Raw genomic sequence first — 24,205 nt, forward strand, 5'->3', positions numbered from 1 at the left:
TCAGACAACGAACATGACAACGCTGTGACGGAATCCAGAGCGAGCGGCGACGCAGCCGCATCCTGATTCCCGATCAAGTCTTCCATCGAACGGAAAAGAGACTATTCGTCGGGCAGGGGAGGGACGTCATCGAAATCGTCGGGCAGGGGAAGTTCCTCTGTTTGCATCGACTGCGGCAGAGTCCTGAGCGCCTGGGGAACGATCTCCAGAGTGGTACCGGCACGTTGCAGTAACTCTTCTCCACCGGCCATTCCTGGCGGAGTGTGGCGCCAGGCGGTTCCGGCCAGCACCTGACGACGGCCCTCCTCGAAAAGAGTCGTCATCATCTCCGAATCAAAGTCGGCCGCCGACTTGGAAACTTCTAATTCGCCGGGCACCGCAGCCAGATGGTACTGCATACCCGTGAGCAGGCTTTGCATATAAAGCTTAACCAATGCGTCGCGAGTTTGTGCATAGAGAAAGATCGAAACGCTATCCCCGACAACATTCAGCACCCGCGTCGTGACAGGGTGCGGGTCAGCATACAACTTCCCGGCAACAATGACATATTCATCGGAACCGTAAAGCAATTCGGCGAGACTCGAGGCCGTATACTGATCTTCGGAAAGCGCCGGCGGCCTGAAGAACAGGGGCTGAGTCAGACCGCCGTCAACATGCCTTTCGATGTATTGCTTTCCATTCACGACGACCGGAATCTCAACCGTCGGAAAGAACCCGGGGATCGCAGCAGAAGCCAGTAGCAGCTTGCAGATCAGGGCCCGACGATCAGGTCTGTCGGATGCGGCAATCGCCCCCAAGTCCCATACGACGGGTCGACGTCCCTCAACATCCGTTGTCCCGATGTATAATCGACGTCCGCAGTTATGTGAGTCCGCAATCTTCTGAACAACTTCCGGAGTGACGTTGGCTTCAATCTGCCGCAAGAGCGGCTTGCTGTCATTGAGCGAGTCCGTAAACAGAGCCCAGGGAAGGTGTTTGCGTCGGTAAATGTCCCTGGACCTGACCATGGTATAGTTGCGACGAAGCTCCTGATCGTATTCGGGACCAAGAAAGGCGAAAATGGCAATCAGTGCTCCCGTACTGACACCGGTCACGACATCGAACTGAGGACGTGTTCCCGATTCGGTCCAGCCGCAGAGTATCCCCGCTGTGTAGGCTCCATAAGAACCTCCACCTGACAGTACCAGGGCGGTCTTTTTGGGAGGAAGCACTTTGGGCTTTTGAGATTCGCGAACTCGTTCCCCTTGCGCGAAAAGTTGTCGGAACACGAGCGGTGGCGTGCCGTCGAGCCCATCGGCCGTCGTGTCCACGAGGTCGGCTGGCTTGATCCCCGCAGCCGTCGGTGACGACAATCGATGCGGAGTCGCGCAACCGACTGAAAGACATAAAGAGAGCGCAATCACGATCCAGGTCCAGGCGCCTCGCGCCCAGTTTGAGTCGAAATCGGCGCCTGTATCCAATGGTCTCATAGACGGCTCTGTACTGAATCTTGAAAATCTCGACAACCCCGCCTTTCAGTTTGTACTGTGGTGGTCGAGATCCCGCCGCAGAGACGTCGGCAGGGAAAACATGGCATCACTGAGGATGGTGAGCTGAACGAAACCCGAACCCGTTCTCACTGCAAGAACCTGAACGACTGGGCAACCTGTAACGAGGCGTAGACCTGCAGATTCTGGGACGAGCAGGCATTAGGGGACATTCCGACCGGGATACTCACCCCTCTTGCCAGAATTGCCGATCTGCTATGATACATTGCCTGATCAGGCCGCCTGAGAATTCTCAACAATCTTACCAGCACTGGCAATTCGGATGCCTCTGAAGACTGAACCCCTGGAAGAACCGTCCATCAACCTGACGTCGATGCTCGATGTCGTCATGTTGCTGATCATCTTCTTTATGGTGGGAACTCAGTTCGCCGAGGATGAGCGACAGACAGGCATTCAACTTCCCAGCGTCTCAGAAAATTTTGCCCTGTCGGGTCAACCTGATGAGATCATCGTCAACGTCGACGCGGCCGGGAAAGTCATGGTTAAAGAAGAAGAGCTCGATGTCGACGCGCTGAAAATCCTCCTGGAGGCAGCGCGCTTTGCTTACCCCAATCAATCGGTCGTGATCCGTGGTGACGGTCGCTGCCCCTATCAACTCGTGATGGATGTCTTCTCGACGTGTAAAGAAGCCGGAATTAGAAACGTATCGGTGGCACATACCCCCAAACCGAAAGGGATCTGATGCCGACACGATTACTCGAGATCCTGATAGCGAGCACGGCGGGGATGAACGCTAGCGGGGTCCTGCTGCGCGTAGTTCTGGCCGCTCTATCCATTTTCGCCACCGTCCATTTATTCTCCCTTTGGGGAACCCGTTACGGCGATCAGAACACGCTGGGCAAGTCGCTGTTCCTGTCCCTGGTTCTGCACGCTTGCTTCTGCATGGGCTGGGTCACTGTCGCGGACTCGTACCCCAAGACCCCCACCAAACGGCAGGGTGACACTGTCCAGACGCCGATCACCTTCATTGATGCTGACGACGCTGCCCGGGACGAAGGGACGAACCCCCTTCCCATTTTTAACCAGGGTGTCTCCACCCAGGATCCGCTCATTGCTCGTGATCCTCGCACGATGTCACGCGTTGAACGAGACGAGCTGGCAGCAGAAATTGAGTCTCCTGAACTCGACAAGGCCCCTGAGACGGTCATCGCGCCCGAGATCCCGGACTTCACTGCCTTCACTGAAGAATCGGCACCCGGTCTTGAGCAGTCGTCCGCCAGTCCACCGGCGGCCGCCGCCGCGTCAAGCGAATTCATGCTCGACGAACCTACATCCGAATCGCGACCTGAAGCAACCAGTTCAGCCTCCACGCGAACGTCAATCAGCCGTTCTCCCGCAGCCAGCGAAGGACTCACGCGTCCGGCGTTCCAGCGGACCGCGCCGTCACGGGGCGGCTCGCTGCCAGAAGATGTTTCTTCGATGACACTCCCTTCTGACATCAATCCTGACAGTATGCCTGCCCCGCCTGTCATGGCCGACAGCGATACCATTCAGCGATCCAACCTGCCCAGCCCGGCTGAACTGCAAGACCTCGAAATGAGTAGTGCAGAGGACCCATTCACCGCACCGGCTCCCGCAGCGACACGTCGAACCGAGCGGAATAGTCGCCCGGCGACTCGCCCCGAAGCGGATCCCGATGAACCGATTTCGCGACCGACGGTTGCCAGCAATGCAGCCAGAACAGGTCGCCTGCCGGATGATCGCATGCTCAACGGCCGGAGCCTGTCGTCCCCGCTGGACGATTCGCCGCAACCGGCGTTCGTACGGCCATCCGCACCTGCTTCGATGCGGGCACCCGCCCGTGCCGCCGAAACCTACCAGGCACGCACCTCTGTCCAGCGTAAAGCCAACGTCATCAAGCACGGGGGAACCGAGGAGTCTGAGAAGGCTGTCGAGAACAGCTTGAAGTGGTTCGCCTCGATCCAGGAAGCTGACGGTCGCTGGTCCTCGGCTCGGCATGGGGGAGGCTCCGTCAAGTTTGATCCCCAGGGTCAGGATCGACAGGACGGAGGAAAGTTCGCCGACTCCGGTGTGACGGGTCTCGTCGTGCTTTCGTTTCTCGGAGCGGGCTACACCCACGAAAAAGGTCCCTATACCGAGCAGATGAAGCGAGCGATCGATTGGCTCATCTCCCAGCAGTTGCCCAATGGCTACCTGGGGGGGAATGCGACTCGATACGACCAGAACTACTGTCATGCGATCGCGACATTCGCATTGGCAGAAGCGTACGCAGTGCAGAATGACGCTGCCGATTTTCCCGCCCTGCGTGATGCCGTGAAGCGAGGGATCAAAATGATCTCCGTCCTGCAGAATGAGGACGGAGGCTGGCGCTATGGCAAAGGGGGCGAGAGTTCCGAAAGTGACATGAGCATGTTCGGCTGGCAACTGATGGCACTCAAGAGCGCTGTAAACGCCGGAATTCCGGTTCCCGAAGAGACACGTCGGGGAATGGTCAAGTTCCTGGAAGCGCGCGGCCGTGGAAAGTTTGGTGGCCTCGCGGGTTACCGTACTGCTGACCGCCCCACCCCCGCCATGACCGCAGAAGCCTTATATTGTCGCCAGATGTTTGCCATCCGCCCTAATGACGAAGCCAGCCAGGAAGCCGTCCAGTATTTGAAAGAAAACCTTCCCCGCGTGACAGCCTACGACGAATACTACTGGTACTACGGGACGTTAGCTCTGCACAATCAGGACGACGAAGCCTGGCAGCAATGGAACGCTTCGCTGCGGGACATGCTGGTGTCGCTGCAGCGACATGATGGCCCACTGTCGGGAAGCTGGGATCCTCGCGGCAAGTGGGCCGGCATCGGCGGCCGACTTTATTCGACGGCTCTCAGCACCATGTGCCTTGAGGTCTACTACCGGTATTCGCTGGGTTCAAAGACCGAAGAAGAGCCCAAGTAAGCCCTCTCCGCTGCACCTCACCCTGAAACGTGGCGGTGCGATTGAAGCCTGAGGAGCCGTCCCCGCGCGGGTGCAGGATTCATGACAGGATCGTGCACCGATCTCCCATGGCGGTATCAACCTTTCCCGGTGGCGGCCTTCTTCGGCACGATGAAATCTGACTGACAGCGGGGACACTTGCCCGCACGGCCCCGGTGCTGTTCCTTCACTCGGATCTTGCACCCCTTCGGGCACGTGACGACGAACGTATCTTTGGCCTGCAAATCCTTACGGACCTTCTGGAGTGCACGTTCTTCCTCGGCCGCAATCTTCAGCAACTCATCCGCTGCAGCGGCATCGATTTCCTGCTGCGACATCGGCGGTTCTTCAATCTGGATTGGGGGTTCGAGAAATTCCTCCCGGATCGGAGGTTCCTCGAAATCACTGGAGGCCGCGGGCCGCGACGAAGGGGACTGAGGACGATACGATCCTGAGTTCATTGGCATCGACAATCCCTCCAAAGGATTACTGAGTTCTCGCTAACGGTATCATCATTCTGCGATCGGCTGTCAATCTCTTTTGAATTTGAACACGGGTGCTCGCGATTTCTCTGCAGCACGCCGATTAGCGCCACGAATGACAGGCGGCCACAATCGCCTACAAGAAGCCTACGTCTGAGACGGCTCGACAGTCCGCCGCAAGATCGAAGCAGCCGCTAAAACCGCCACGAACATCACCACCCACCCTTCTTAACATCAATTGCTTCCGATCCTGTGCCTCAGTGTGGATCCCCGTTTCGCGCGCCCCGGGGTTCGACCCATACTTCCCTTCATCTACCTTTACTCGATTAGCTCGCTCGAGTTGGAAGGAGTTCTGATGGCAACCGCCGGTGCGCAGTCGTGGCCACCACCCGGTGGATTTCGTGAGAAGGGACTGTGTTTAACCCTCTGAGTTATTTTCGACGTCTTCAGCCGAGCAGCGGATCGCGCTCACGCTCGCCCATCGCCCATATGACGTGGGACACGAGCAGCTTTGGGCGAAGTGTTTCGCGGACTGGCGTCTTCCTGAAAAAGCAGATCTGGCTCTGGCCGATCATTGCGACTGCTCTGCTTTCGCTCCTTGCCTTCGGTGTGCATCGCGCGATCGAGTTTACCATGAAGGAGTCACTACGGTCTCAATTGCAGACCCTGCTGGATGTCGAAATCGCGATGCTGGAAAACTGGATCAAAACTCAGTCGGCCAATGCCACCCTGGCTGCGAACGATCCGCGGATCCGGGAAACAATCTACGGAATACTGGAAGTCCACGAAGCGGGCCTCGATCAGACTCCACAGACACGGTTACCAGAACTCTACAAGCAATTGCAGAAGCAGATGAGTCCCGTGATGTCGCTGCACGACTTCGTCGACTATTTCGTGGTCGACAAATCTCGTCACATCATTGCCTCGTCGGTTGAAGGGCTGACAGGGAAGAAAGACATCCTTGAGTTCGAAACATTTGTAGCTCCGGCGATGGCAGGCGAGACAACGATCTGTGCCCCGTTTGCCAGTCAGATGACCATGAAGGACGATGCCGGTGTGCCTCGCACCGGGGTTCCGACAATGTATGTCTGCGCACCGCTGCGCGATGGCAACTTTGAAGTTGTTGCGGCTGTCGCCCTGCGAATTCGACCCGAGTTCGAGTTTACGCGAATCCTTCAGTTGGGCCGCTTTGGCACGTCGGGGGAAACCTATGCCGTGAACAAGTCAGGACTGATGGTCTCGAACAGCCGCTTTGATGATTCTCTGATTCTCATTGGAATTCTGGCAGACCAGCCGGGTATCCGGTCCATCGTGAACATTCAGGTGCGCGATCCGCAGGGGGATCTCACGAAAGGACATCGCCCCAATGTAAGACGGACTCAGTTACCCCTCACTCGTTCGGCAGCTTCCATCGCGAAGGAATCGTCGGGGATCGATCTGGACGGGTTTCGAGACTACCGGGGTGTCACAGTCATCGGGGCGTGGAAATGGATGCCTGAGATTAACCTGGGGGTGATCTCCGAGATCGATGCGGCGGAAGCGTTTCAGCCTTTGAGCATCCTGCAATCCACCTTCTGGGTACTGCACGGACTTCTCGGCTGTTGCTCGATTGCGATTTTTGTCTTCACGGTCATGGTTCGACGACTGCGTCGACAGGCGCAGAAAGCCGAGATCGAAGCGCAGCAACTGGGCCAGTACACACTGGAGAAAAAGCTTGCCGCAGGGGCGATGGGAGTTGTCTACAAGGGACACCATTCCATGCTGCGACGCGAGACCGCGATCAAAATGCTGGACGTCGACAAGGTCAACGACGCTTCGCTGATCCGGTTCGAACGGGAAGTCCAGATTACCTGCAAGCTGAACCATCCTAATACCGTTGCCATTTATGACTATGGCCGCACGCCCGAAGGTCTCTTCTACTATGCGATGGAATACCTGGATGGAATTAACCTGCAAACACTCGTTGAAAACTACGGCCCCCAGCCGGAAGGACGCGTAATCCATATCTTGACCCATATCTGCGGGTCACTTTACGAAGCGCATTTACTGGGACTCGTGCATCGCGATATCAAGCCGGCCAATATCATGATTAATCGCCGCGGCGGAGAAACCGACGTGGTGAAAGTGCTCGACTTCGGGCTGGTCAAAGCACTCGACGAGAATAAACAGGTCGAAGCAACTATCTCGAACTCCCTCACCGGAACGCCTCTTTACATGGCGCCCGAAGCAATCCAGGCACCGAACACCGTCGATGGACGAAGCGATCTCTATGCGGTCGGTGCGGTCGGCTACTTCCTGCTGACAGGCAAGCCGGTCTTCGACAGTTCCAGCCTGGTTGAACTCTGCCAGCAACACGTCGAGACTGTGCCTCGTTCGGTTTCTGACCGACTCGGAAAGCCGGTCTCACAGGAACTGGAACACGCCATCATGGCGTGTCTGGAAAAATCGCGGAATCGGCGTCCGGCCACGGCCCGTGATCTGGCGGACCTTTTGCGACGTTGTCCGACAGCGGGAACGTGGTCAATGGACGATGCGGACGCGTGGTGGAGTCGACATGAGCGAGGCCTCGGCGCTGTGGCGAATACAGAGAAATCACGCGCCTATGACCGGACAATCATCGGCGGCATGACCGAAGAACAATAAAAGTAGTCTTATCTGAGGCAATTTAGTTCTTTTTTTGAGAACCAAACTCTTCGAGAGTTGCAGGCATTTTTCATTCGCAGGCCGAAAAAACTAAACGAACGTGCGCAGCAAGAACTAACCTTACGTACACGTCGTTGACTGGTTGTTCGGATTCGACGTGTTCATAATCTCGATGCTCGCCGAATCGGCTGACGAAAAGATGTTTGTCGGAGATCAATGTGCCTTGGCCTGTTGAGTTGGGTTTAATCGTACTGCTGGCGTTGTTAAATGGCTTCTTCGCCGCAGCAGAGATTGCGATATTAACGGCGCGTCGAGGGCGACTGGAACAATGGGCGGATGAAGGGGATCGCTCGTCGAGTGTCGCCCTGGGGCTCGCCAACGATGCAGACCGTTTCATCCCGACGGTTCAGGTGGGGATCACCCTGGTCGGCACATTCGCTTCTGCGATTGCCGGCGCTCACCTGAAAGAACCACTGGAAGGACTGCTCGCTCGTTCGTCCATGCAGTTGATCGTCGAGAACAAGTCGAGCCTCTCCTTTACCATCGTGGTCTTCGGCGTCGCATTCCTTCAGTTAATCCTGGGCGAACTGGTTCCCAAGCGGATTGCATTCCAGAATGCCGAGCCGATCGCGCGCATCGTGGCCTACCCCATGATGATCTTGCAGCGAATCACGCGGCCGGCGATCTGGTTCCTGCATGCAACAAGTAATCTGGCCCTGCGGATCCTGGGTCAGAAAACGGATCAGCAACACACTGTCTCGGTGGAAGATATCCAGCATTTGATCACCGCGGGGACTGAAGCGGGACTATTGGAAGAGTCCGAACAGAAAGTCGCGATGGAAGCGCTCCGTCTGGGGGATCGCACCGTCACGGAAATTCTGAGGCCCCGCGTCGACATCGACGCCCTGGATGTCGATACACCATCCAACGAGGTCATCGGCGCCATGGCCATGTCCGGCTTCTCACGTATCCCGGTCTGCGAAGGAACGATTGATCACATCCTCGGGTTCGTCTATCTCAAGGACGTGTTCCTTCAGCAGTATCTCGGTCGGCCCATCGACTTGCGGCGGATGATTCGGGCACCTCTTTTCATACCCAAGTCCATTACGATCACACGGCTTCTGGCCCTGTTTCGTGAACACAAGACTCAGCTCGCAATTGTGCTGGACGAATACGGCGGAACACAGGGAATGGTAACGCTGGAAGATGTGCTCGAAATGCTGGTCGGTGACATTCACGACGAACACCGGCACGGACGTGATGGTGACAGCCACGAGCCGGATATCGTGCATCGTGAGGATGGCAGCCTCTCTGTCGACGGCACCTGCAACCTGCATGAACTGGAAACCGCTCTCGATATTTCCCGCTGGACCGATCCTGTGCCGCGGGGGGTTGGCACGATATCGGGATTGGTTCTGGCTCTGTTAAAACGTCCCCCTCACATCGGCGACGTCTTGAACTGGAACGATCTGCGAATTGAAATTGTGGACATGGATGGACCGAAGATCGATCGGCTGCTGATTCAGCAAGTCTCTGAGAACAAAAACGACACATCCGAAGCCAGCGATCCTGCCTGACCTTGAGTGCCATACTGGCCGAGCGGGCGACCTTCGAAGCGATTTTTGTCGCCTCGATTTCTCACGCCATGCCCCCTTCATGCCGGGGTGTCGGCAGGACATCAGAGCACATTCCTGTGTTCTCGATCACGAACAGCAAGGTCGCCTGCTGCGCCCAGGTCAGTTGGACGCGCGGGCGCAACTGTCCTGACGTCCACGCCCAAAATCCTTGACGCTGGCTTCATGTTGCTCGTTGTGTTATCTCTTTTGACAGACAATTGGCGTTTCGCCCGTTCGTATTGTCGCATTCTGTCGAAAGATTTCCTGAATGGAACAACTATTAATCAGCGTGCAGAATTTGCTCGTCGCGGGATGGGACGTCCTGGTAACGTTACTCGCGGTGATGACCCCGTGGACGCCTCTGATTGCGTGGGTCGCTTTCTGGCTGCTGGCGGTCAACTGGGAAAGGCTGTATTCCGTGCTGGCTAACGGGGCCGTGATCGGTGTTGCCCTGATCGGCCTGATGATGATCCTGGTCTGGGGACTCGTCGCTCCACCTCCCGATGGGGTGCATCATCTCTTCGGACTGCATCCCTCTAATTTCGTGGGCAAAACCGTCTACATCACCATTCTCTTCACCATTATGGCCTTATGCGGGTCGGTCCAGCTCTCGGGAGCGTACAGTTCGCTAACCCAGTTCGAAGAGGAAGAGACGGACGATGCAGAACACGCTGATCAATCGCATGGTCATCACGATCATGCTTCCGTGCATCACGCTGCGTCGCATGACAGCCATTGAGTCGCTCGTCTTTTCGGGAATGCTGGCCTAATGACCTCGCTTCTATTCGCCCCTCTATGAACAGCGAATGGAACAGAATTCTGACCAGTTCCGGCATAGCTCATTCGTTCGATCGTCGACCGGATGGTCGAAGTGACCAGTGGGCTCTTCAACACATCAGCCGGGAAGCGGGACTGAAAATTGTCTGATAGATTGTCGCGAGAAGAGAAGATTTTTTCGGTGTTGGGCGAGTTTGTCGTCCGGGCGTGGCCTGCGGTTCTCATCGCGTGGGTCGCGGCCGTCGTCTGCGCAACGATCGCTGCGCCACCACTGGAACGCGTCGCCCAAACAGAAGAGTTTGCGTTCCTTCCGGCAGACAGCCCCAGCCATCTGTCCGAACAACTCTTTCGCAAGGCGTTCCCTGACGGCTTTGTTCCCAGCCGGATCGTGGTGATCGCTACCCGGGAAAGTGGGATTACGCCAGAAGATGAAGATTTTCTGGACGACTCGGTCGACGAAGCAGAGCATCAAGTAACTCATCCCGACCGTAAGTTTGAACTCTACGAACAGCTCCTCCATCTGCAGCAGGAACAGGAGAACCCTGAGCACGACGAGGCCAAAATCATCTCGGGAATTCGGACATTCCGTGATCCGAACGCAGGAGAATTGCTCAAAAGCGACGATGGCAAAGCGCGCCTGATTCTGGTGGACCTCACCACGGAATTCATGGACGGCCGAAACCGGACTCCGGTCGGCAAGATCGAAGCGATCCTGAAAAGCGAGGAATTCGCGAAGGCCATCCCCGAGGGTTTGACGGTCCAATTAAGCGGCGAAGCAACGGTCGGCCGGGACATGATCAACGCAGCCAAGGACAGCGCGAAAGCGACTGAGTGGCTCACTTTCATCCTGGTACTGATTCTGCTTGGTGCCATCTACCGCTCCCCCGCACTCGCTTTTATTCCGCTGGTGACCGTTGTTGTCGCTGTGCAGCTCTCAATGTCGCTGCTGATACTGCTGGCGAGCCACCAGTGGGTCATTCTGTTCCAGGGGATTGAGTCCTACGTTGCCGTGCTGATGTACGGTTCCGGAGTCGATTACTGCCTGTTTCTGATCGCGCGTTACAAAGAAGAAATCGACGCCGGCGTCAGCTATGACGAAGCGGTTTCTAATAGTGTGACCAAGGTCGGCGCCGCCATCGCTGCCAGTGCAGGGACGGTCATCTGCGGCATCGGCATGATGATTTTCGCAAAATTCGGCAAGTTCCGGGACGCAGGCGTCGCCATCTCTTTCGGACTGACCATCGTCCTCGTTGCGTCACTGACGTTTACACCTGCCCTGCTGCGACTTACGGGCAAATGGGCCTTCTGGCCTCAACTGAGGACGGAACGAGTCAGCGGTGGCTGGATCTCGTCGACTTCACTCTGGTCGCGATTAAACGAAATTCACTGGCTGCAGAACACCTGGGAAATCGTCGGCCGCGCGTTGCTCAAGATGCCCATGGCCATCTGGGTCGCCAGCATGCTGCTGATGCTTCCGTTCGCGATTGTAGGGGTTCTGTTCTATTCCCACCTGAGTTACGGGCTCCTTTCCGACTTGAGCGTCAATTCCCCCAGCGTCCAGGGAACCGAGGCGGTCCGCAATCACTTCCCGGCGGGGGCAACCGGATCAATTACGGTTCTGCTGAAGAACGACGACGTCGATTTTACTGATGAGGCAACCGGCTTTGCGTGGATTGATGAACTCACCGAAGCGATCTCAACCGAAGAAAAACGGTCCGAACTTCAGCTGGCTGATATTCGGACCGTTTCCCGCCCGCTGGGGGGAAAAGAAGAGCGAATCCTCGACATGGCAGCAGGGGGTCGACGACGCGTGGCGATGCAGAAATCGCTTGAGTACTACGTCTCGTCCGTGAACCATCCGACCCACGTCACACGGTTAGAGATGACGGCGGAACTGGATCCATTTGCACGGGACAGCATTGAGCAGCTTACTCGGCTGGAGCAAGAGATCAAGCGCCTCCTGCCCAACGAACTGAAGTCGAAGACCGAGATTCTTGTTTCCGGATCCACGGCCAGTATTCGCGACCTGAAATCGGTGACCGACCAGGATCAAGTTCGAATTGATTTACTCGTCGTAGTCAGCGTCTTCTTTATTCTGGTCCTGTTACTGCGGCGCGTCGCACTGTGCACGTATCTGATTCTGACAGTCCTGTTCAGCTATCTGGTCGCGCTGGGGGCCACTTATACGTTCTTCTGGGTAACGGATCCGCAGTTCGCCGGACTGGACTGGAAGGTCCCCATGTTCCTCTTCACAATCCTGATCGCTGTGGGAGAAGACTACAACATCTTTCTGATGACCAGAATTGATGAAGAACAGCGCAAGCATGGACCGGTGAAGGGGGTCATCGAAGCGCTCTCAAAGACCGGGAGAATCATCTCCAGTTGCGGCATTATCATGGCGGGGACGTTTGCATCACTCTGTGCCGGATCGCTCAAAGGGATGATCCAGCTCGGCTTCGCCCTCGCTTTTGGCGTTCTGCTCGACACCTTCGTGGTTCGTCCGATCCTGGTTCCAGCCTATCTCGTGCTGCTCCACAGCGGTCGTTTCGGAAAATTCGGCACCTGGTTGGGGGGACCTCCGGTAGAGCCTGCAGCCCCCGTAGACACCCCCTCATCGATGTAAGAGACTTGCCCCATGACGAACGACCGGCATTCCAGCCGCCGCCAGAAATTGATTCAGGCCATCCGCAAGGGGGGTATCGCTGGTCTGCTGGTGTCCAACTCCAAGAACGTCTCTTACCTGACGGGATTCACAGGTGAGGACTCGTATCTGCTGATTGGCCCGACAAACGTCCAGATCTTCAGCGACAGTCGCTTCGAGACCCAGCTCCAGATGGAATGCCCAGGCGTTCCCGCGATGATTCGGAATTCGAAGACAACAATGATCGAATTCCTGGCTCAGGAACTGGTCAAGCACAAGCTTCCAAATCTGGGCATCGAAGCAACATCGATGACAGTCGATGTGAGGGACAACCTGGCCGACAAACTCGGATCAGTGACGCTGGTGGCGAAGACCGGGCTTGTCGAAGAATTGCGTCAAATTAAGGATGCGGGCGAGATCGAAGAGCTGCGACTGGCAGTCGATCAGGCCGAACGAGGCTTCTCGATCATGAAGTCGATGCTGATGCCGACCATGACCGAACGCCAGGCCGCACACGACCTCGAACATGGGATGAGACGGTTCGGAGCTCTCAAAGCGGCCTTCGAACCGATCATTGCCGTGGGTGATCACGCCGCACTTCCGCACTATCGGGCTGGACTGCGACGATTTGAAGAGTCTACATTTGTGCTTTGTGACTGGGGTGCGGTCAGCCCCCAGGGCTATCACAGTGACTTGACGCGAGTTTGGAGCACCGGTAAAGTCCCGCCCAAACTCCTCAGGATATATGGAGTTGTGTTAAACGCACAGCAAGCGGCGATTGCTGCCATTCGTCCCGGCGTCAAATGCCAGGACGTTGACAGGGTTGCCCGTGCGGTGATCGAGGAAGCAGGATACGCGAAATACTTTGGCCATGGACTGGGACATGGTATCGGGCTGGACATCCATGAAGGCCCTCGACTGAGTCCTATTTCCAGCGAAGTTTTAAAGCCTGGTATGGTAGTCACCGTCGAACCTGGAATATACCTTCCCGGTATTGGTGGTGTTCGAATCGAAGATGATGTGGTGGTAACGCGAGACGGGTACGAAGTCATAACGTCCGTCTCTCGTGAGTTGGGGGGTTGATGACGTGAAACGGGAAACGGATGGGACTCCCCCGAAACCGACGAAAAGGAAACGCATGGCTGAACCACAGTCCTCCGGGAATGCTCCGTTTGATCTCGAAAAGCTGCAACAGCTCGTTGAGATGATGGAAAAGCACGGGCTGAGCGAAGTTCATTTGCGCCGCGGCGATGAACAGTGGCGGTTACGACGTGGGGCGAAGGAAGTCTTGCAGACGGTGCCTCAGCCCTCTGTCCAATACCTGCCGCCACCGCCTCCAGCAGCGGCCGCCGCTCCGGCAGTGCAGGCATCTGCGCCGGCATCTCCTGCTGCGGCAGACGCTAACGCTGGCGGCCTCTCGATCAAGAGTCCGACCATCGGTACGTTCTATTCGTCCCCCTCGCCCACGGATCCCCCCTTCGTCAGCGTGGGAACCGTGGTCACACCTGAGACCGTTGTCTGCACGATTGAGCAGATGAAGGTCTTCAATCAGATTCAGGCTGGGGTCAGCGGGACGATTACAGCAGTGCTCGTCCAGAATGGCGACGCTGTTGAATTCGATACACCGCTGTTCCGTTACAAGAGTTGACTGACCCTCGAACACGGAATCGTTTCACTCTATGTTCCAGCGTATCCTGGTCGCCAATCGCGGCGAAATCGCTTTGCGAGTCTTTCGAGCCTGTCGTGAGATGGGTATTGAAACTGTTGCCGTATGTAGTGCGGCCGATCGCGGCGCCGACTATCTCAAGGCAGCCAACGAGTCGATCTGTATCGGTCCCGCTGCCGCTAACCAGAGCTATCTGGTCATCAAGAATATCATCGCAGCGGCCGAGATCGGCAATGTCCAGGCAATCCATCCTGGATATGGTTTTCTCTCTGAGAACGAACACTTCGCCGAAGTCTGCCGCGAGTGCAAAATCGAATTCATTGGCCCCTCGGCCGATGCCATGTCGAAGCTCGGCGACAAGGTCACGGCAAAAGAAATCGCCAAACAGGCTCAGGTGAACCTGGTCCCCGGCAGCGACGGCCTGATCACCAATGAAGCCGAAGCCCTGGTCATCGCCGAACGGATCGGCTATCCGGTCCTGATCAAAGCGACTGCCGGCGGTGGGGGTAAAGGGATGCGCGTTGCCCGCAACGACATCTCGCTGAAGGCGGGACTGAAGGCCGCCGCGATGGAAGCGGAAAAGGCCTTCAACAATGCCGGGGTCTACCTCGAGAAGTACATCGAGAACCCACGCCACGTTGAAGTACAGATCATTGCCGACACACACGGCGAAGTCGTTCACCTCTGGGAACGCGACTGTTCTTCCCAGCGACGACACCAGAAGCTGATCGAGGAATCTCCCGCCCCAAATCTTCCTCTTTCGGTTCGTGAAGATATCTGCAAGGCGGCTGTCCGACTGATTCAGGCGGCCAAGTACACGAACGCGGGTACCGTCGAATTCATCGTCGACAAGAACAACCAGTTCTACTTCATCGAAGTCAACGCACGAATTCAGGTCGAGCACCCTGTGACCGAAATGGTCACGGGAATTGACCTGATCCAGCAGCAGATTCGCGTCGCTTCAGGCGAACCGCTTCCCTGGAAACAGCGGGCCATTCCCTGCCAGGGTGCCGCCATCGAAGTCCGAATCAATGCGGAAGACCCCGACAACGATTTCCGTCCGTCCCCCGGAAAGATCACGAAATTGCGTATTCCTGGAGGACATGGTGTCCGCTGGGATTCGCATATCCATGAAGGCTATGTTGTCGGACCGTACTACGATTCCATGATCGGGAAACTGATCGTCCACAAACCGACGCGTCCGGAAGCCATCGCCTGCATGAAGCGATGTCTGGACGAATTTGTTGTGGAAGGGATCAAGACGACAATTCCGCTTCTCAAACGGATCCTGAACCATACTGCCTTCGTCGAAGGCAAGATGGATACGACATTTATTGAACAGAACCTGCTCGTAAAATCGAGCTGAGAATTCGCGCTCGCCGCAGTGATCTGCCCCCTTGAACCTTCTTTGGTGGTGGCGAAAGTTCTTGTGGCGGCCATTTCCACATGACGAAAGGCTGAATGCTATGAAGGTTGGTCTCTTGACTGGCGGGGGCGACTGCCCAGGTTTGAACCCGGTCATCCGCGGTGTCGTTCGTTCGATCCACAATGCTGGCGGCGAATGCGTCGGTTTCATCAATGGATGGAAGGGCGCCATTAACGGCGACACGATGCCCCTCACCATCGAAAATACCGATGACATCATTTGGAAGGGCGGGACCATTCTCGGTTCGTCCCGAACCAACCCGTACAAAGAGAAGGATCGCGACGTCCCCAAGCTGCTCGAAACCTACAAGAAAGTGGGTCTGGATGCGCTGGTCGCGATCGGCGGTGATGATACCCTCGGCGTGGCCAGTAAACTTTACGCTGACTACAAGTTGAACACCGTCGGCTGCCCCAAGACCATTGACAACGACCTCAGCTGCACCGATGTCACGTTCGGTTTTGACACGGCAATCAATATCGCCGTGGAAGCGGTGGAACGCGTCCGCACCACGGTCGAATCACATCGCCGGATCGGTGTTGTTGAGACGATGGGACGTCACGCCGGCTGGATCGCCTGCGAAGTAGCGATGGCCGTCGGGGCTGACTACGTTCTGCTTCCCGAAGTCCCCGTCAACATCGACGAGATGTGCGAACTGCTGAAGAAACGCCGCGCCGCTGGCAAACAGTGGGGTATGATCATCGTCAGCGAAGGAGCCAAGTTGCTCGGCGCAGAGACGGTTACCCGTAGTGCAAGTGTCGATGCCTTCGGTCACGAGCAATTGGGTGGCATTGGACAACGTGTCGCGCAGCTCATCACTGAGAAAACCGGAATCGAAACTCGCGAAGTCGTGCTGGGCCATATCCAGCGCGGTGGGTCCCCCACAGCATTTGACCGCGTTCTGGGAACTCGCCTGGGACTCGGAGCAGGTCGACTGGTCCAGGAAAAGAAGTTCGGCCGAATGGTCGCTCTCGCCGGAACCAGCATTATCGACGTTGCGCTTGCTGATGCTGTCGGCCAGATGAAGAAAGTCAGCCAAGACTGGATCGACGACGTCTACGCCTTCAGTAAGTAAGACGCAGAACAGCGAGCGAAAGCACCAGAGTGATCTGAAACGCCTCTCAACCGGAGCAAAACCTGCCGATGGAAGAGCCTGGCGTGCTAATACGGTGGGTGATCTTCCTCTTCGCCGGAGGAGACGCTGGTCGACTTGCCGTCATCGCAACCGGTTCGCTGGTGCTTATGCTGTTGTTGCCACGAAAGATGCCCCAACTACGCCCAAAAGTAGTCGGGGCTCTTTTCGTGATGGGGGGTGTATTTACTCTTTGCAGTCCCCCACCTCTCTCCGCTGGATACATGGTCGCGTCAGCACTGTGGCTGACAATCATCGTGTGGTCATTAAGAACTCGCGGAGACGCGGGCTCTGCCTCGCCGGAAGCAGGTCTTCCGAATTCCCAACGCGGATTGCGGCGAACGATCCTGCTGCTCGGATCGCAGATCTGGCTGCTGAGCGGGATCATGCCTGAAATTCCCCACCTCGTCTTTCCTCCACCTCCGGTGGAGATCAACGAGCTATTGGTCATCGGTGACTCAGTGACGGCGGGCCTGAATGATGGCGAAGATACCTGGCCACGAAAGCTTGCTCGAGAATCCAGCGTGAAGGTTCATGACGCCTCGCAGCCCGGAGCGACATTGAAGTCTGCTCGAACGCAGAATGAGCAACTCGCCAACGAAAACGGGCTCGTCGTACTCGAAATTGGCGGCAATGACATGCTGGAAGGACTTCCTGTCGAGACCTTTGAACGGGACTTGGATCAGTTATTAACGGAAGTGAGCGGCTCCGGACGATCGATCGTCATGCTCGAACTGCCGCTGCCCCCATTCTCGGGCGGTTATGGTCTCGCCCAGCGACGGCAAGCGCAACGACATCGCGTTTCGCTCATCCCGAAACGGCAGTTCACCAGCATTCTGACCACTCGGGGGGCGACAGTGGACGGCATTCACCTTTCGAATCGAGGCCAGGCACTTCTCTGCGGGTGGATCCGGTCCCTGTTTGGCGATCAGCTCAAATCGGGATCCGGCTCTTATCACCGTCATGAGTCGCGGCCCAGAGGCCCGGTCAAGGCAAATTGAGTTCCCGCCGCCGCGATCCGCTACTTCGCTCCAACAGCGAAGAGGCCCCCCGGGACACGAAGCCCGAGTGAGGATTCTCGGGCGTATCTTGAACGGATCTGTTGCCAATGCCCCAGTCGTTCAAGCAAGATGCGCGCGTATCACGCGTTGAATTGAGAAGGGAGATAGACACGAGTGAAGTAGTAAGTGGCTAATCCGAACCCGATACAAACGACAACCCACCGGACTGCGTTCTGGTCGAGCTTACGTGCGATACTCGCACCAAGAAAGCCCCCCGCGATCCCCGCAAAGATCATCGGGACGGCGTACGTCCAGTCGACTTTGCCGTTATAGACAAACACGGCCACGGACGTTCCATTGATGGCAGACGCGAGCAGACTTTTCAGCGCATTCATGTGATGAATGTCGCTGATTCCTATGAGAGCCAGCGAACTGAGCATCAGAATGCCAATCCCCGCTCCGAAATAACCGCCGTAGAGTGCGATCAGACTCTGAAAGGCGATGATGCACGCCATGGTGGTCGTGGTCGGCATTACGTGATGACCACCGATCCCCGTCCAGCGGCTGATGGTGGGCTGAAGCAGGAACAACGCCGAGGCCAGCAGAATCAACCAAGGGACCATTTCCTGAAAGATCGCATCCTTCTGGCTTACCACCAGCCACGTGCCGAGCGATCCTCCCACCAGCGAAGGAACCATCAAAGGCATGATCCAGCGGCGCTGGCTGACGATTTCGCGACGATATCCCCAGGTCGCGGCAAGCGAACCTGGGAACAGTGCAACAGTGCTGGTGGCACTCGCAATCACGGCGCTGGCTGCGGAAGGCCCGAGAATCCAGGTGAGAGCGGGAAAAGTAAGCAAAGTGCCGCCTCCCGCTACCGAATTGATGGCTCCGGCAACGAGCGCGGCACTACAGAGAAAGACAAGTTGAGCGTCCATGAACGGATCATACGCGAATGAGCAACTGAACTCTCTATCGCCCTGATCCGCCAAACACTTTGCTGGTGTTCCCGTCGGATTGCTGCTGAGGAGCTTGGCGAAGCTTTGAGTATGAGCCAGAGACGTTTCCGCTCGAGGTACGATCTCCGGTGACATCTTTGGTCGATTCGCTGGCCGATCCTGCCTTCAGGTTCCACTTGTTGCCTGGTTGACCTGGAAGGAACGTTCGCCGCTTGGAGTGGTACCCGATGTAGGCCAGGAAGTCATTCATCTTGATCACGCGGACACCGTTAGCACGCGCTTCCTGAACCATGTCTTTCAAGTGATTCTGCAGTCTGGTCGCTTTCGCTTCTTCTGCGGCACCGACAGCATTGGGTAGTTCGAGGATGTCCCCCTTGACCAGGAAGCGGGTATGAACGGTGATCTTGCCGTCCTCTGGAATCCGGTTCCCGTCGTCATCAATTTCGTTATCAATAATGCAGCCTGCGGAAGCCATCATGCGATGAAGTTCTTCCCGGTCACTGCGACCATCTCCGTCCAGATCGAACGTACCGATCAGAGAGATCTTTTCGACAAGCCCGGGACTCCAGATGGGGGTGTAGATCAGATCGCCAGCGACCATCGGCCGGTAGAGATCCTCATCAATGACCTTGGCCTCGGCCATGTGGGGGCCAAGCAGTCGCGTCACTTCAATTTTGCCCTTGATATCTTCAGCGCCACGTCCGACACCCAGGTTATCCTTTGAGTAGACACTGAATGTCATCCGGGGTTTCAGGTTGTCAGCTTCCCCGACGTTGATCCAGACAGTCCCCGTATCGTGCTCGACCCGACGGATCATTCCGTCAACATCTTCAAAACTCAGCTTCTCAAGTTCGTCGATCTTTTCCTTGAAGAAATCGATTCGTGCACCCAGACTGGCAATCAAGTCGTTCAGCTCTTTGCGTTCTTTCTCACGCGACTCTTTCTCCTGAGTCAATTCGACGCTGGTCGCATTCAGGTTTGCCTTGATGGCGGCGATTTCCCGATCCTTGGCGATCACCCGCTCATCGCGGTCGCTGATCACAGCCAGTTTGTCTCGCTCGGCATCTTTGGTTTGCTGCCCGTAGTTATCGACCTGCCCTTGATACTGACCCTTGAGTGCCAGGATTTCTTTTTCCAGTGCGTTGATCTTGGCGACTTTCGAATCACGATCAGCCGTCGTCGCATTCAATGCGTCACGCATCTTACGCAAGGTTTCAACAACAGTGGGTCCCTGAGCATCCAGCCCATTCACCTGCAGTTCCGAGTCCAGGCCCTTGATGACGGTCGCTTTGTTTTCTGGGTTATTGGGGTCTTCGACCTGATCGAGCTTGATCCCAATCTTGTTCTTGAGTGCCAGTACCTCATCGTCCCGCGTCTTCTGTGCCCGGTTCAGCTTCTGATTTTCATCGTTCAGCTTCGCCACCTCTGCATACTTGTCAGATGCATCCCGGTGGAACATGTATGTAGTGATCCCCAGAACGACAGAGGACACGACAAACGCAACCAGAAAGTAGTGTACGGGACCTGGTTTATTGGCAGCAGAGGCCATGGTCTTCCCTTTGGCGAGAACCGTGCAATGCGAAACAGACAACGAATGGACAATGGCCGGACGGAGAAACGAAGTGACTACGCTTTGCGCACACTTATATTCAGTCTAAGGGGCGCCTGGCACGAGTCAAGAAGTTTATGTTCACCTACCCTCAGATCTATTTCCTCTCCGACGAAATCGCGCAACCTGACATAACCAGTACATACAGCACTGGCACGAACGTATCTTGATCCTGCGCGGTCTCAATCTTCACTGTCGGCAGCCGAGGATTGCGTCGTTTCGCAAAAACGGTTGCAATACAGGCAACGGATGATTCTTTGCGCCAGTCTAACAATTAATCCGGTTCTACCTTCGATTTCATCACAGAAATCACACAGACAGGCAGGGTCGGGCGTAGACGTAGACAGCCGTCGGACAGACGAATCGCCGCTTGATCGAACTCTCGCGGCGGAACCGCCCCGACAAAGGGACGCACTCCATTCCGACACAGGACGAAAAACAGGGATTTGTGAACTGATGAGGACAAACTTTGATCGGCATTCTGTTAAACGTGTTTTCCGGGGAATCTTGACCCCATTTTTCCTCGCGATGACGGCAGGTTGCCCGTCAGATCCCCCGCCGACCTCAAATGTCTCACAACAACTGCGCGGGCAGGAACTGGAAATCGTCACCCCGCAGTCCCTCAATCTCCCCGGCCGATGGGAGGTGATGCTTCAGGAATGGTCGTCCCAAACCGGAGCAACGACTCGCATTTCTGAATACGACGAAGCCGAGGGGTTCCCCAATCTGTCCGACCTTTCTCCAGAATCGGGCGGTCGCCTGGTTCTGGTCCCCTTTCGCCAGTTCAATCTGGCCGATCGCCACCTTTCGCGACTGACGACAATCGATACCCGGGATATTTTTAAAGGGTTGAGGGAGCGTACCCTGTCTCGAGAACGGGAAGTCATTGCGATTCCAGTCTCTGCCCCGTTGCTTGTGGTCTATTACCGCGCCGATCTTTTGAGGACGGCAGGACTTAAGGCCCCGGAGACGTGGGACCAGTACACCCAATTGATCGACACGCTCGATCAGTGGGCCAATGGGTTGGTGGCAGTCGAGCCGCTCAGCGTGGATTCTCGAGCCACCACATTCTTTGCACGCGCTCTCGCCTACTGCAAACACCCGGAAAACTATTCGGTCTGGTTCGATATCGATACCGCCAAACCGACCCTGAATTCCCCCGGTTTCATCGAAGCACTGGAAGTCGCGGGCAGAGTCTGGAACAAACTTCCCCGGGAAGTGGCGTCTTATTCCCCCGCCGACTGCCGCAATCAGATTCTGGCCGGAAAAGCCGCAATCGGACTGACATTTGAGCCGTCGAATTCGTCTGCGGAGGCAGCCTCCCCCGAAGAGACCTCAGTCCTTCGAGCTGAGGGAATTGAGATCGGAATCTGTCGCCTGCCGGGATCGAGACGTGTCTACAACCGCAACTCGAAGAAGTGGGACGCGATTCCAACAGGGTCAGTCCACGCCCCGGCCCTGTGCGGATTCTCGGGACTCATCGCCGGAGTGGTTCTTCCCCCTGATCGAGCGCAGGAATCCGCAGCTCTCCAGTTCATCGAAAGCCTGAATTCGTCGCCCCTCTTCGAGGAAGCGTTTGCGAATTTGCCCAAAAGCCCCTGTCGCGAGTCTCAACTGGAACTGGCACCCAACTGGTATACCCCGTCACTTCAGTCAGAAGAGGCGAGCCAATACGTCGACGCGGTCGCTCAGTCGCTGCGTGACTCAGAACTTGTTTATGAACTTCCGGTCATCGGAGCAAATGACTTCCGCGCAGTGACGTCCGAGATCCTGGGACAATTCCTTGAAGGACAGCTCGATGCAGCAGCTACCGCAGATCGGTTGCAAGAGTCTTTCACCGCCATTGTGGACAGACTGGGTTCCGAAGCGGTTCGCGATTCCCATCGACGAGGCCTGGGGATGTCACCCCTGATGAAGAAATGACTGTGGTCCTTGAAACTTGGTTTGGGGGCATGCACCGCAAGAACCTTCGCAGTTACGGCCCGACTGCGTGAAACGCGATGCCATGTCGACGACCAGGGCAGAGATGAAGCGGAACGATCAAGGAGAGAGTTCTCCCCATCAATAAAGGCCCGAAACTGACACGGGCCTTTATTGATGGGCACAGGCCGGGCCGTTTCGCGCAGGTCACGTGCCCCCTGACCGCAAATCGGGATTGACGGGGGCCGACGCCTGAATCGCTGATTCGGCGACGAAATTGAACCATCTAACAACGAAAACGGCCCCCGGACGAATCCGAGGGCCGCTGTTCACTGTAGTACGTTTTCTCAGGATGTCTGAGAAGTCGACTCTCTATCTTTCAGTTCGGCTTAGAACCGCATTCCCAGAACGTTGGACAGGTGGCCCTTGCGAGATCCCGTCTTTTCGATCGGAGGAACAGGTGCTGGCGAAACTGGTTCTGACGAAGGGCTCAGCGAAGGAACCGAACCACCGACTGGTGCACAGCCACCGTTGCTGCAACCGGTTGCGACGCAGGTGTCGCAGTTACCGTCGACGATGTCGTATCCGCAAGAGCGAAGAGCACGTTCAGCTTTGCGTCGGACACCACGATCACAGTCAGCAAGAGCACAGGTCAGAGCTGCGACAACTTCTGGGCTGCAGCAGCAGTTCTTGCGGGTCTGATCGCCAATTTCCTTAGCAGCGGTAGCACGAACTCGTTCGTCAGCATCATTCAGCCCGTAGACGAATGCACTCATGATCTCGGGGTTGCAGATGCAATCATAGCGATTGCCAAGCTTGCGAAGAGCTGCAGCCCGTTGACGTGCGTAGCAAGCGGTCTGGGACGTATAGATCAGCTTAGCAATTTCGCAGGGATCTGCGTTGCAGCAGCGAGTGTCAACCGCGGTGCAAGAGGTCGCACCAGGAGCGGCACAGGTTGCGGCACAGCCGGAAGCACCGTGGTGCTTGCCGAACAATCCCTTCAGGAATCCACCACCGAAGTGGCTGCCACAAGCTGGCGTTCCTGAGCAGTTCGAAGCGGCAACACAAGTTGCAGCAGGAGCTGCACAGCCGGGACCCGCAGCAGGACCGCAGTTCGCTGCAGGAGCAGCACAAGCGGGACCGGCGGCAGGAGCACAGCTGGTTGCTGGACCAGCGTAAGCGGGAGCAGCTGCAGGACCACAGTTAGCGGCAGGAGCGGCACAAGCGGGGCCGTAGTTTCCTGCACCGCCACCAACACAGTTGGCAGCAGGAGCAGCACAACCCAGGGCACCGTGGTGGCCGTGGCCACCATGTGAACCGAACAATCCACCATTCGTCGTTGAACACCCACCAGGAGCACATGAGTCACAGCAAGGTGGCTTAATGTCTGAGCATCGTCGTTGATACGTGTGAACCGTTGGGCCACAAGGGCGAACGATCACGGGTTTACAGCAAGCGGGGCCGGAGGTTGTTGCACAGCCACTCCCTTTAGATGCACCGCAGTTTCCAGCGGTACCACAGAATCCGGCGTTCGCCAGGTTAGCAATACTCATGGCGGCGAGTACAGCACCACAGAACTTGATCCATCGCATAGAACAACGTCTCCTTCCCTTGGGAATCCCAAAATGAATGAGTCTTCATTGACTCATCCCCGACTGAGTTGGCGAGCCTAGGAACCCCAGGCGGCACTCCGCTATCCCCGGAGTCTGCAATCCGCCCGCGACGCGCGTCGCAGTTCTGTCGGCTCTCAAAAAACCGAACTCAGTCGTCTCAATCACGGTCCATCACGGTCTCTTCTCATTCATCAGACGCTTCAGTCGAAAACCGACTGAGCAGCTTTCACAGCCCTCGCTGCGATCGTTTCATC

17 protein-coding genes are annotated in these 24,205 nt (G+C 56.5%); 12 read left to right on the forward strand and 5 right to left on the reverse strand.

Features of this window, described 5'->3' with window-relative positions:
• Positions 1 to 101: 101 nt before the first annotated feature.
• On the reverse strand, positions 102 to 1,469 hold the full coding sequence (locus ACGY09_RS13105) for a patatin-like phospholipase family protein (protein WP_397568077.1): 1,368 nt from the start codon (positions 1,467 to 1,469) through the stop codon (positions 102 to 104).
• A gap of 340 nt (positions 1,470 to 1,809) precedes the next feature.
• Between ACGY09_RS13105 and ACGY09_RS13110 the strand changes: the two genes are divergently transcribed.
• Both ACGY09_RS13110 and ACGY09_RS13115 read left to right on the forward strand, forming a co-directional pair.
• Complete coding sequence (locus tag ACGY09_RS13110; protein ID WP_373649798.1) at positions 1,810 to 2,229, forward strand: ExbD/TolR family protein; 420 nt, start codon at positions 1,810 to 1,812, stop codon at positions 2,227 to 2,229.
• A complete protein-coding gene (locus ACGY09_RS13115) occupies positions 2,229 to 4,451 on the forward strand; it encodes a hypothetical protein (protein ID WP_397568078.1) in 2,223 nt (740 codons plus the stop codon). The genes ACGY09_RS13110 and ACGY09_RS13115 overlap by 1 nt, the downstream gene beginning before the upstream one ends.
• 116 nt (positions 4,452 to 4,567) lie before the next feature.
• Here ACGY09_RS13115 and ACGY09_RS13120 read toward each other — a convergent pair whose 3' ends face one another.
• Positions 4,568 to 4,936: a hypothetical protein gene (locus ACGY09_RS13120; RefSeq protein WP_397568079.1), complete on the reverse strand. Its 369-nt coding sequence runs from the start codon at positions 4,934 to 4,936 to the stop codon at positions 4,568 to 4,570.
• A 429-nt stretch (positions 4,937 to 5,365) separates the two neighbouring features.
• Here ACGY09_RS13120 and ACGY09_RS13125 point away from each other — a divergent pair, with 429 nt between their 5' ends.
• The 9 genes from ACGY09_RS13125 (at position 5,366) to ACGY09_RS13165 (ending at position 17,850) form a co-directional block, all read left to right on the forward strand.
• On the forward strand, positions 5,366 to 7,594 hold the full coding sequence (locus ACGY09_RS13125; protein ID WP_397568080.1) for a serine/threonine protein kinase: 2,229 nt from the start codon (positions 5,366 to 5,368) through the stop codon (positions 7,592 to 7,594).
• A 218-nt stretch (positions 7,595 to 7,812) separates the two neighbouring features.
• Positions 7,813 to 9,171, forward strand: a complete 1,359-nt coding sequence (locus tag ACGY09_RS13130; RefSeq protein WP_373649794.1) for a hemolysin family protein — start codon at positions 7,813 to 7,815, stop codon at positions 9,169 to 9,171.
• Between the two features lie 307 nt (positions 9,172 to 9,478).
• Positions 9,479 to 9,949 carry a hypothetical protein gene (locus ACGY09_RS13135; RefSeq protein ID WP_397568081.1) on the forward strand — a complete coding sequence of 157 codons (471 nt, stop codon included), beginning with the start codon at positions 9,479 to 9,481 and terminating at the stop codon, positions 9,947 to 9,949.
• A gap of 219 nt (positions 9,950 to 10,168) precedes the next feature.
• Positions 10,169 to 12,610 (forward strand): MMPL family transporter, encoded by a 2,442-nt coding sequence (locus ACGY09_RS13140; protein WP_397568082.1) that lies wholly within the window; start codon positions 10,169 to 10,171, stop codon positions 12,608 to 12,610.
• A 12-nt stretch (positions 12,611 to 12,622) separates the two neighbouring features.
• Positions 12,623 to 13,711, forward strand: coding sequence for a M24 family metallopeptidase (locus ACGY09_RS13145; protein WP_397568083.1), 1,089 nt, complete (start codon positions 12,623 to 12,625; stop codon positions 13,709 to 13,711).
• A gap of 55 nt (positions 13,712 to 13,766) precedes the next feature.
• Complete coding sequence (accB, locus tag ACGY09_RS13150) at positions 13,767 to 14,276, forward strand: acetyl-CoA carboxylase biotin carboxyl carrier protein (protein WP_397568084.1); 510 nt, start codon at positions 13,767 to 13,769, stop codon at positions 14,274 to 14,276.
• A 31-nt stretch (positions 14,277 to 14,307) separates the two neighbouring features.
• Positions 14,308 to 15,660, forward strand: coding sequence for an acetyl-CoA carboxylase biotin carboxylase subunit (accC, locus tag ACGY09_RS13155; protein WP_397568085.1), 1,353 nt, complete (start codon positions 14,308 to 14,310; stop codon positions 15,658 to 15,660).
• A gap of 100 nt (positions 15,661 to 15,760) precedes the next feature.
• Positions 15,761 to 16,792: a 6-phosphofructokinase gene (locus ACGY09_RS13160; RefSeq protein ID WP_373649788.1), complete on the forward strand. Its 1,032-nt coding sequence runs from the start codon at positions 15,761 to 15,763 to the stop codon at positions 16,790 to 16,792.
• Positions 16,793 to 16,875: 83 nt separating this feature from the next.
• Positions 16,876 to 17,850 carry an SGNH/GDSL hydrolase family protein gene (locus ACGY09_RS13165; protein ID WP_397568086.1) on the forward strand — a complete coding sequence of 325 codons (975 nt, stop codon included), beginning with the start codon at positions 16,876 to 16,878 and terminating at the stop codon, positions 17,848 to 17,850.
• A 140-nt stretch (positions 17,851 to 17,990) separates the two neighbouring features.
• On the opposite strand, the gene ACGY09_RS13170 is transcribed toward ACGY09_RS13165, so the two are convergent.
• Both ACGY09_RS13170 and ACGY09_RS13175 read right to left on the reverse strand, forming a co-directional pair.
• Positions 17,991 to 18,788 carry a sulfite exporter TauE/SafE family protein gene (locus tag ACGY09_RS13170; RefSeq protein ID WP_397568087.1) on the reverse strand — a complete coding sequence of 266 codons (798 nt, stop codon included), beginning with the start codon at positions 18,786 to 18,788 and terminating at the stop codon, positions 17,991 to 17,993.
• Positions 18,789 to 18,822: 34 nt separating this feature from the next.
• Positions 18,823 to 20,358, reverse strand: coding sequence for a hypothetical protein (locus ACGY09_RS13175; protein WP_397568088.1), 1,536 nt, complete (start codon positions 20,356 to 20,358; stop codon positions 18,823 to 18,825).
• Positions 20,359 to 20,925: 567 nt separating this feature from the next.
• Between ACGY09_RS13175 and ACGY09_RS13180 the strand changes: the two genes are divergently transcribed.
• A complete protein-coding gene (locus ACGY09_RS13180; RefSeq protein ID WP_397568089.1) occupies positions 20,926 to 22,341 on the forward strand; it encodes an extracellular solute-binding protein in 1,416 nt (471 codons plus the stop codon).
• Between the two features lie 386 nt (positions 22,342 to 22,727).
• Here ACGY09_RS13180 and ACGY09_RS13185 read toward each other — a convergent pair whose 3' ends face one another.
• Entirely contained in the window at positions 22,728 to 23,663 is a 936-nt protein-coding gene (locus ACGY09_RS13185) for a HEAT repeat domain-containing protein (protein ID WP_373649783.1), read from the reverse strand.
• Between the last annotated feature and the right edge of the window lie 542 nt (positions 23,664 to 24,205).

Origin of the sequence: Schlesneria sphaerica (assembly GCF_044336245.1) — a bacterium.
Classification (GTDB): domain Bacteria; phylum Planctomycetota; class Planctomycetia; order Planctomycetales; family Planctomycetaceae; genus Schlesneria; species Schlesneria sphaerica.

Bases quoted from the DNA above. Each gene is read 5' to 3' on its own strand.
- ACGY09_RS13145 (WP_397568083.1), top strand. From the start codon at position 12,623: ATGACGAACGACCGGCATTCCAGCCGCCGCCAGAAATTGATTCAGGCC.
- ACGY09_RS13115 (WP_397568078.1), top strand. From the start codon at position 2,229: ATGCCGACACGATTACTCGAGATCCTGATAGCGAGCACGGCGGGGATG.
- accB (WP_397568084.1), top strand. From the start codon at position 13,767: ATGGCTGAACCACAGTCCTCCGGGAATGCTCCGTTTGATCTCGAAAAG.
- ACGY09_RS13170 (WP_397568087.1), bottom strand. From the start codon at position 18,788: ATGGACGCTCAACTTGTCTTTCTCTGTAGTGCCGCGCTCGTTGCCGGA.
- accC (WP_397568085.1), top strand. From the start codon at position 14,308: ATGTTCCAGCGTATCCTGGTCGCCAATCGCGGCGAAATCGCTTTGCGA.
- ACGY09_RS13120 (WP_397568079.1), bottom strand. From the start codon at position 4,936: ATGCCAATGAACTCAGGATCGTATCGTCCTCAGTCCCCTTCGTCGCGG.
- ACGY09_RS13160 (WP_373649788.1), top strand. From the start codon at position 15,761: ATGAAGGTTGGTCTCTTGACTGGCGGGGGCGACTGCCCAGGTTTGAAC.
- ACGY09_RS13175 (WP_397568088.1), bottom strand. From the start codon at position 20,358: ATGGCCTCTGCTGCCAATAAACCAGGTCCCGTACACTACTTTCTGGTT.
- ACGY09_RS13105 (WP_397568077.1), bottom strand. From the start codon at position 1,469: ATGAGACCATTGGATACAGGCGCCGATTTCGACTCAAACTGGGCGCGA.
- ACGY09_RS13135 (WP_397568081.1), top strand. From the start codon at position 9,479: ATGGAACAACTATTAATCAGCGTGCAGAATTTGCTCGTCGCGGGATGG.
- ACGY09_RS13110 (WP_373649798.1), top strand. From the start codon at position 1,810: ATGCCTCTGAAGACTGAACCCCTGGAAGAACCGTCCATCAACCTGACG.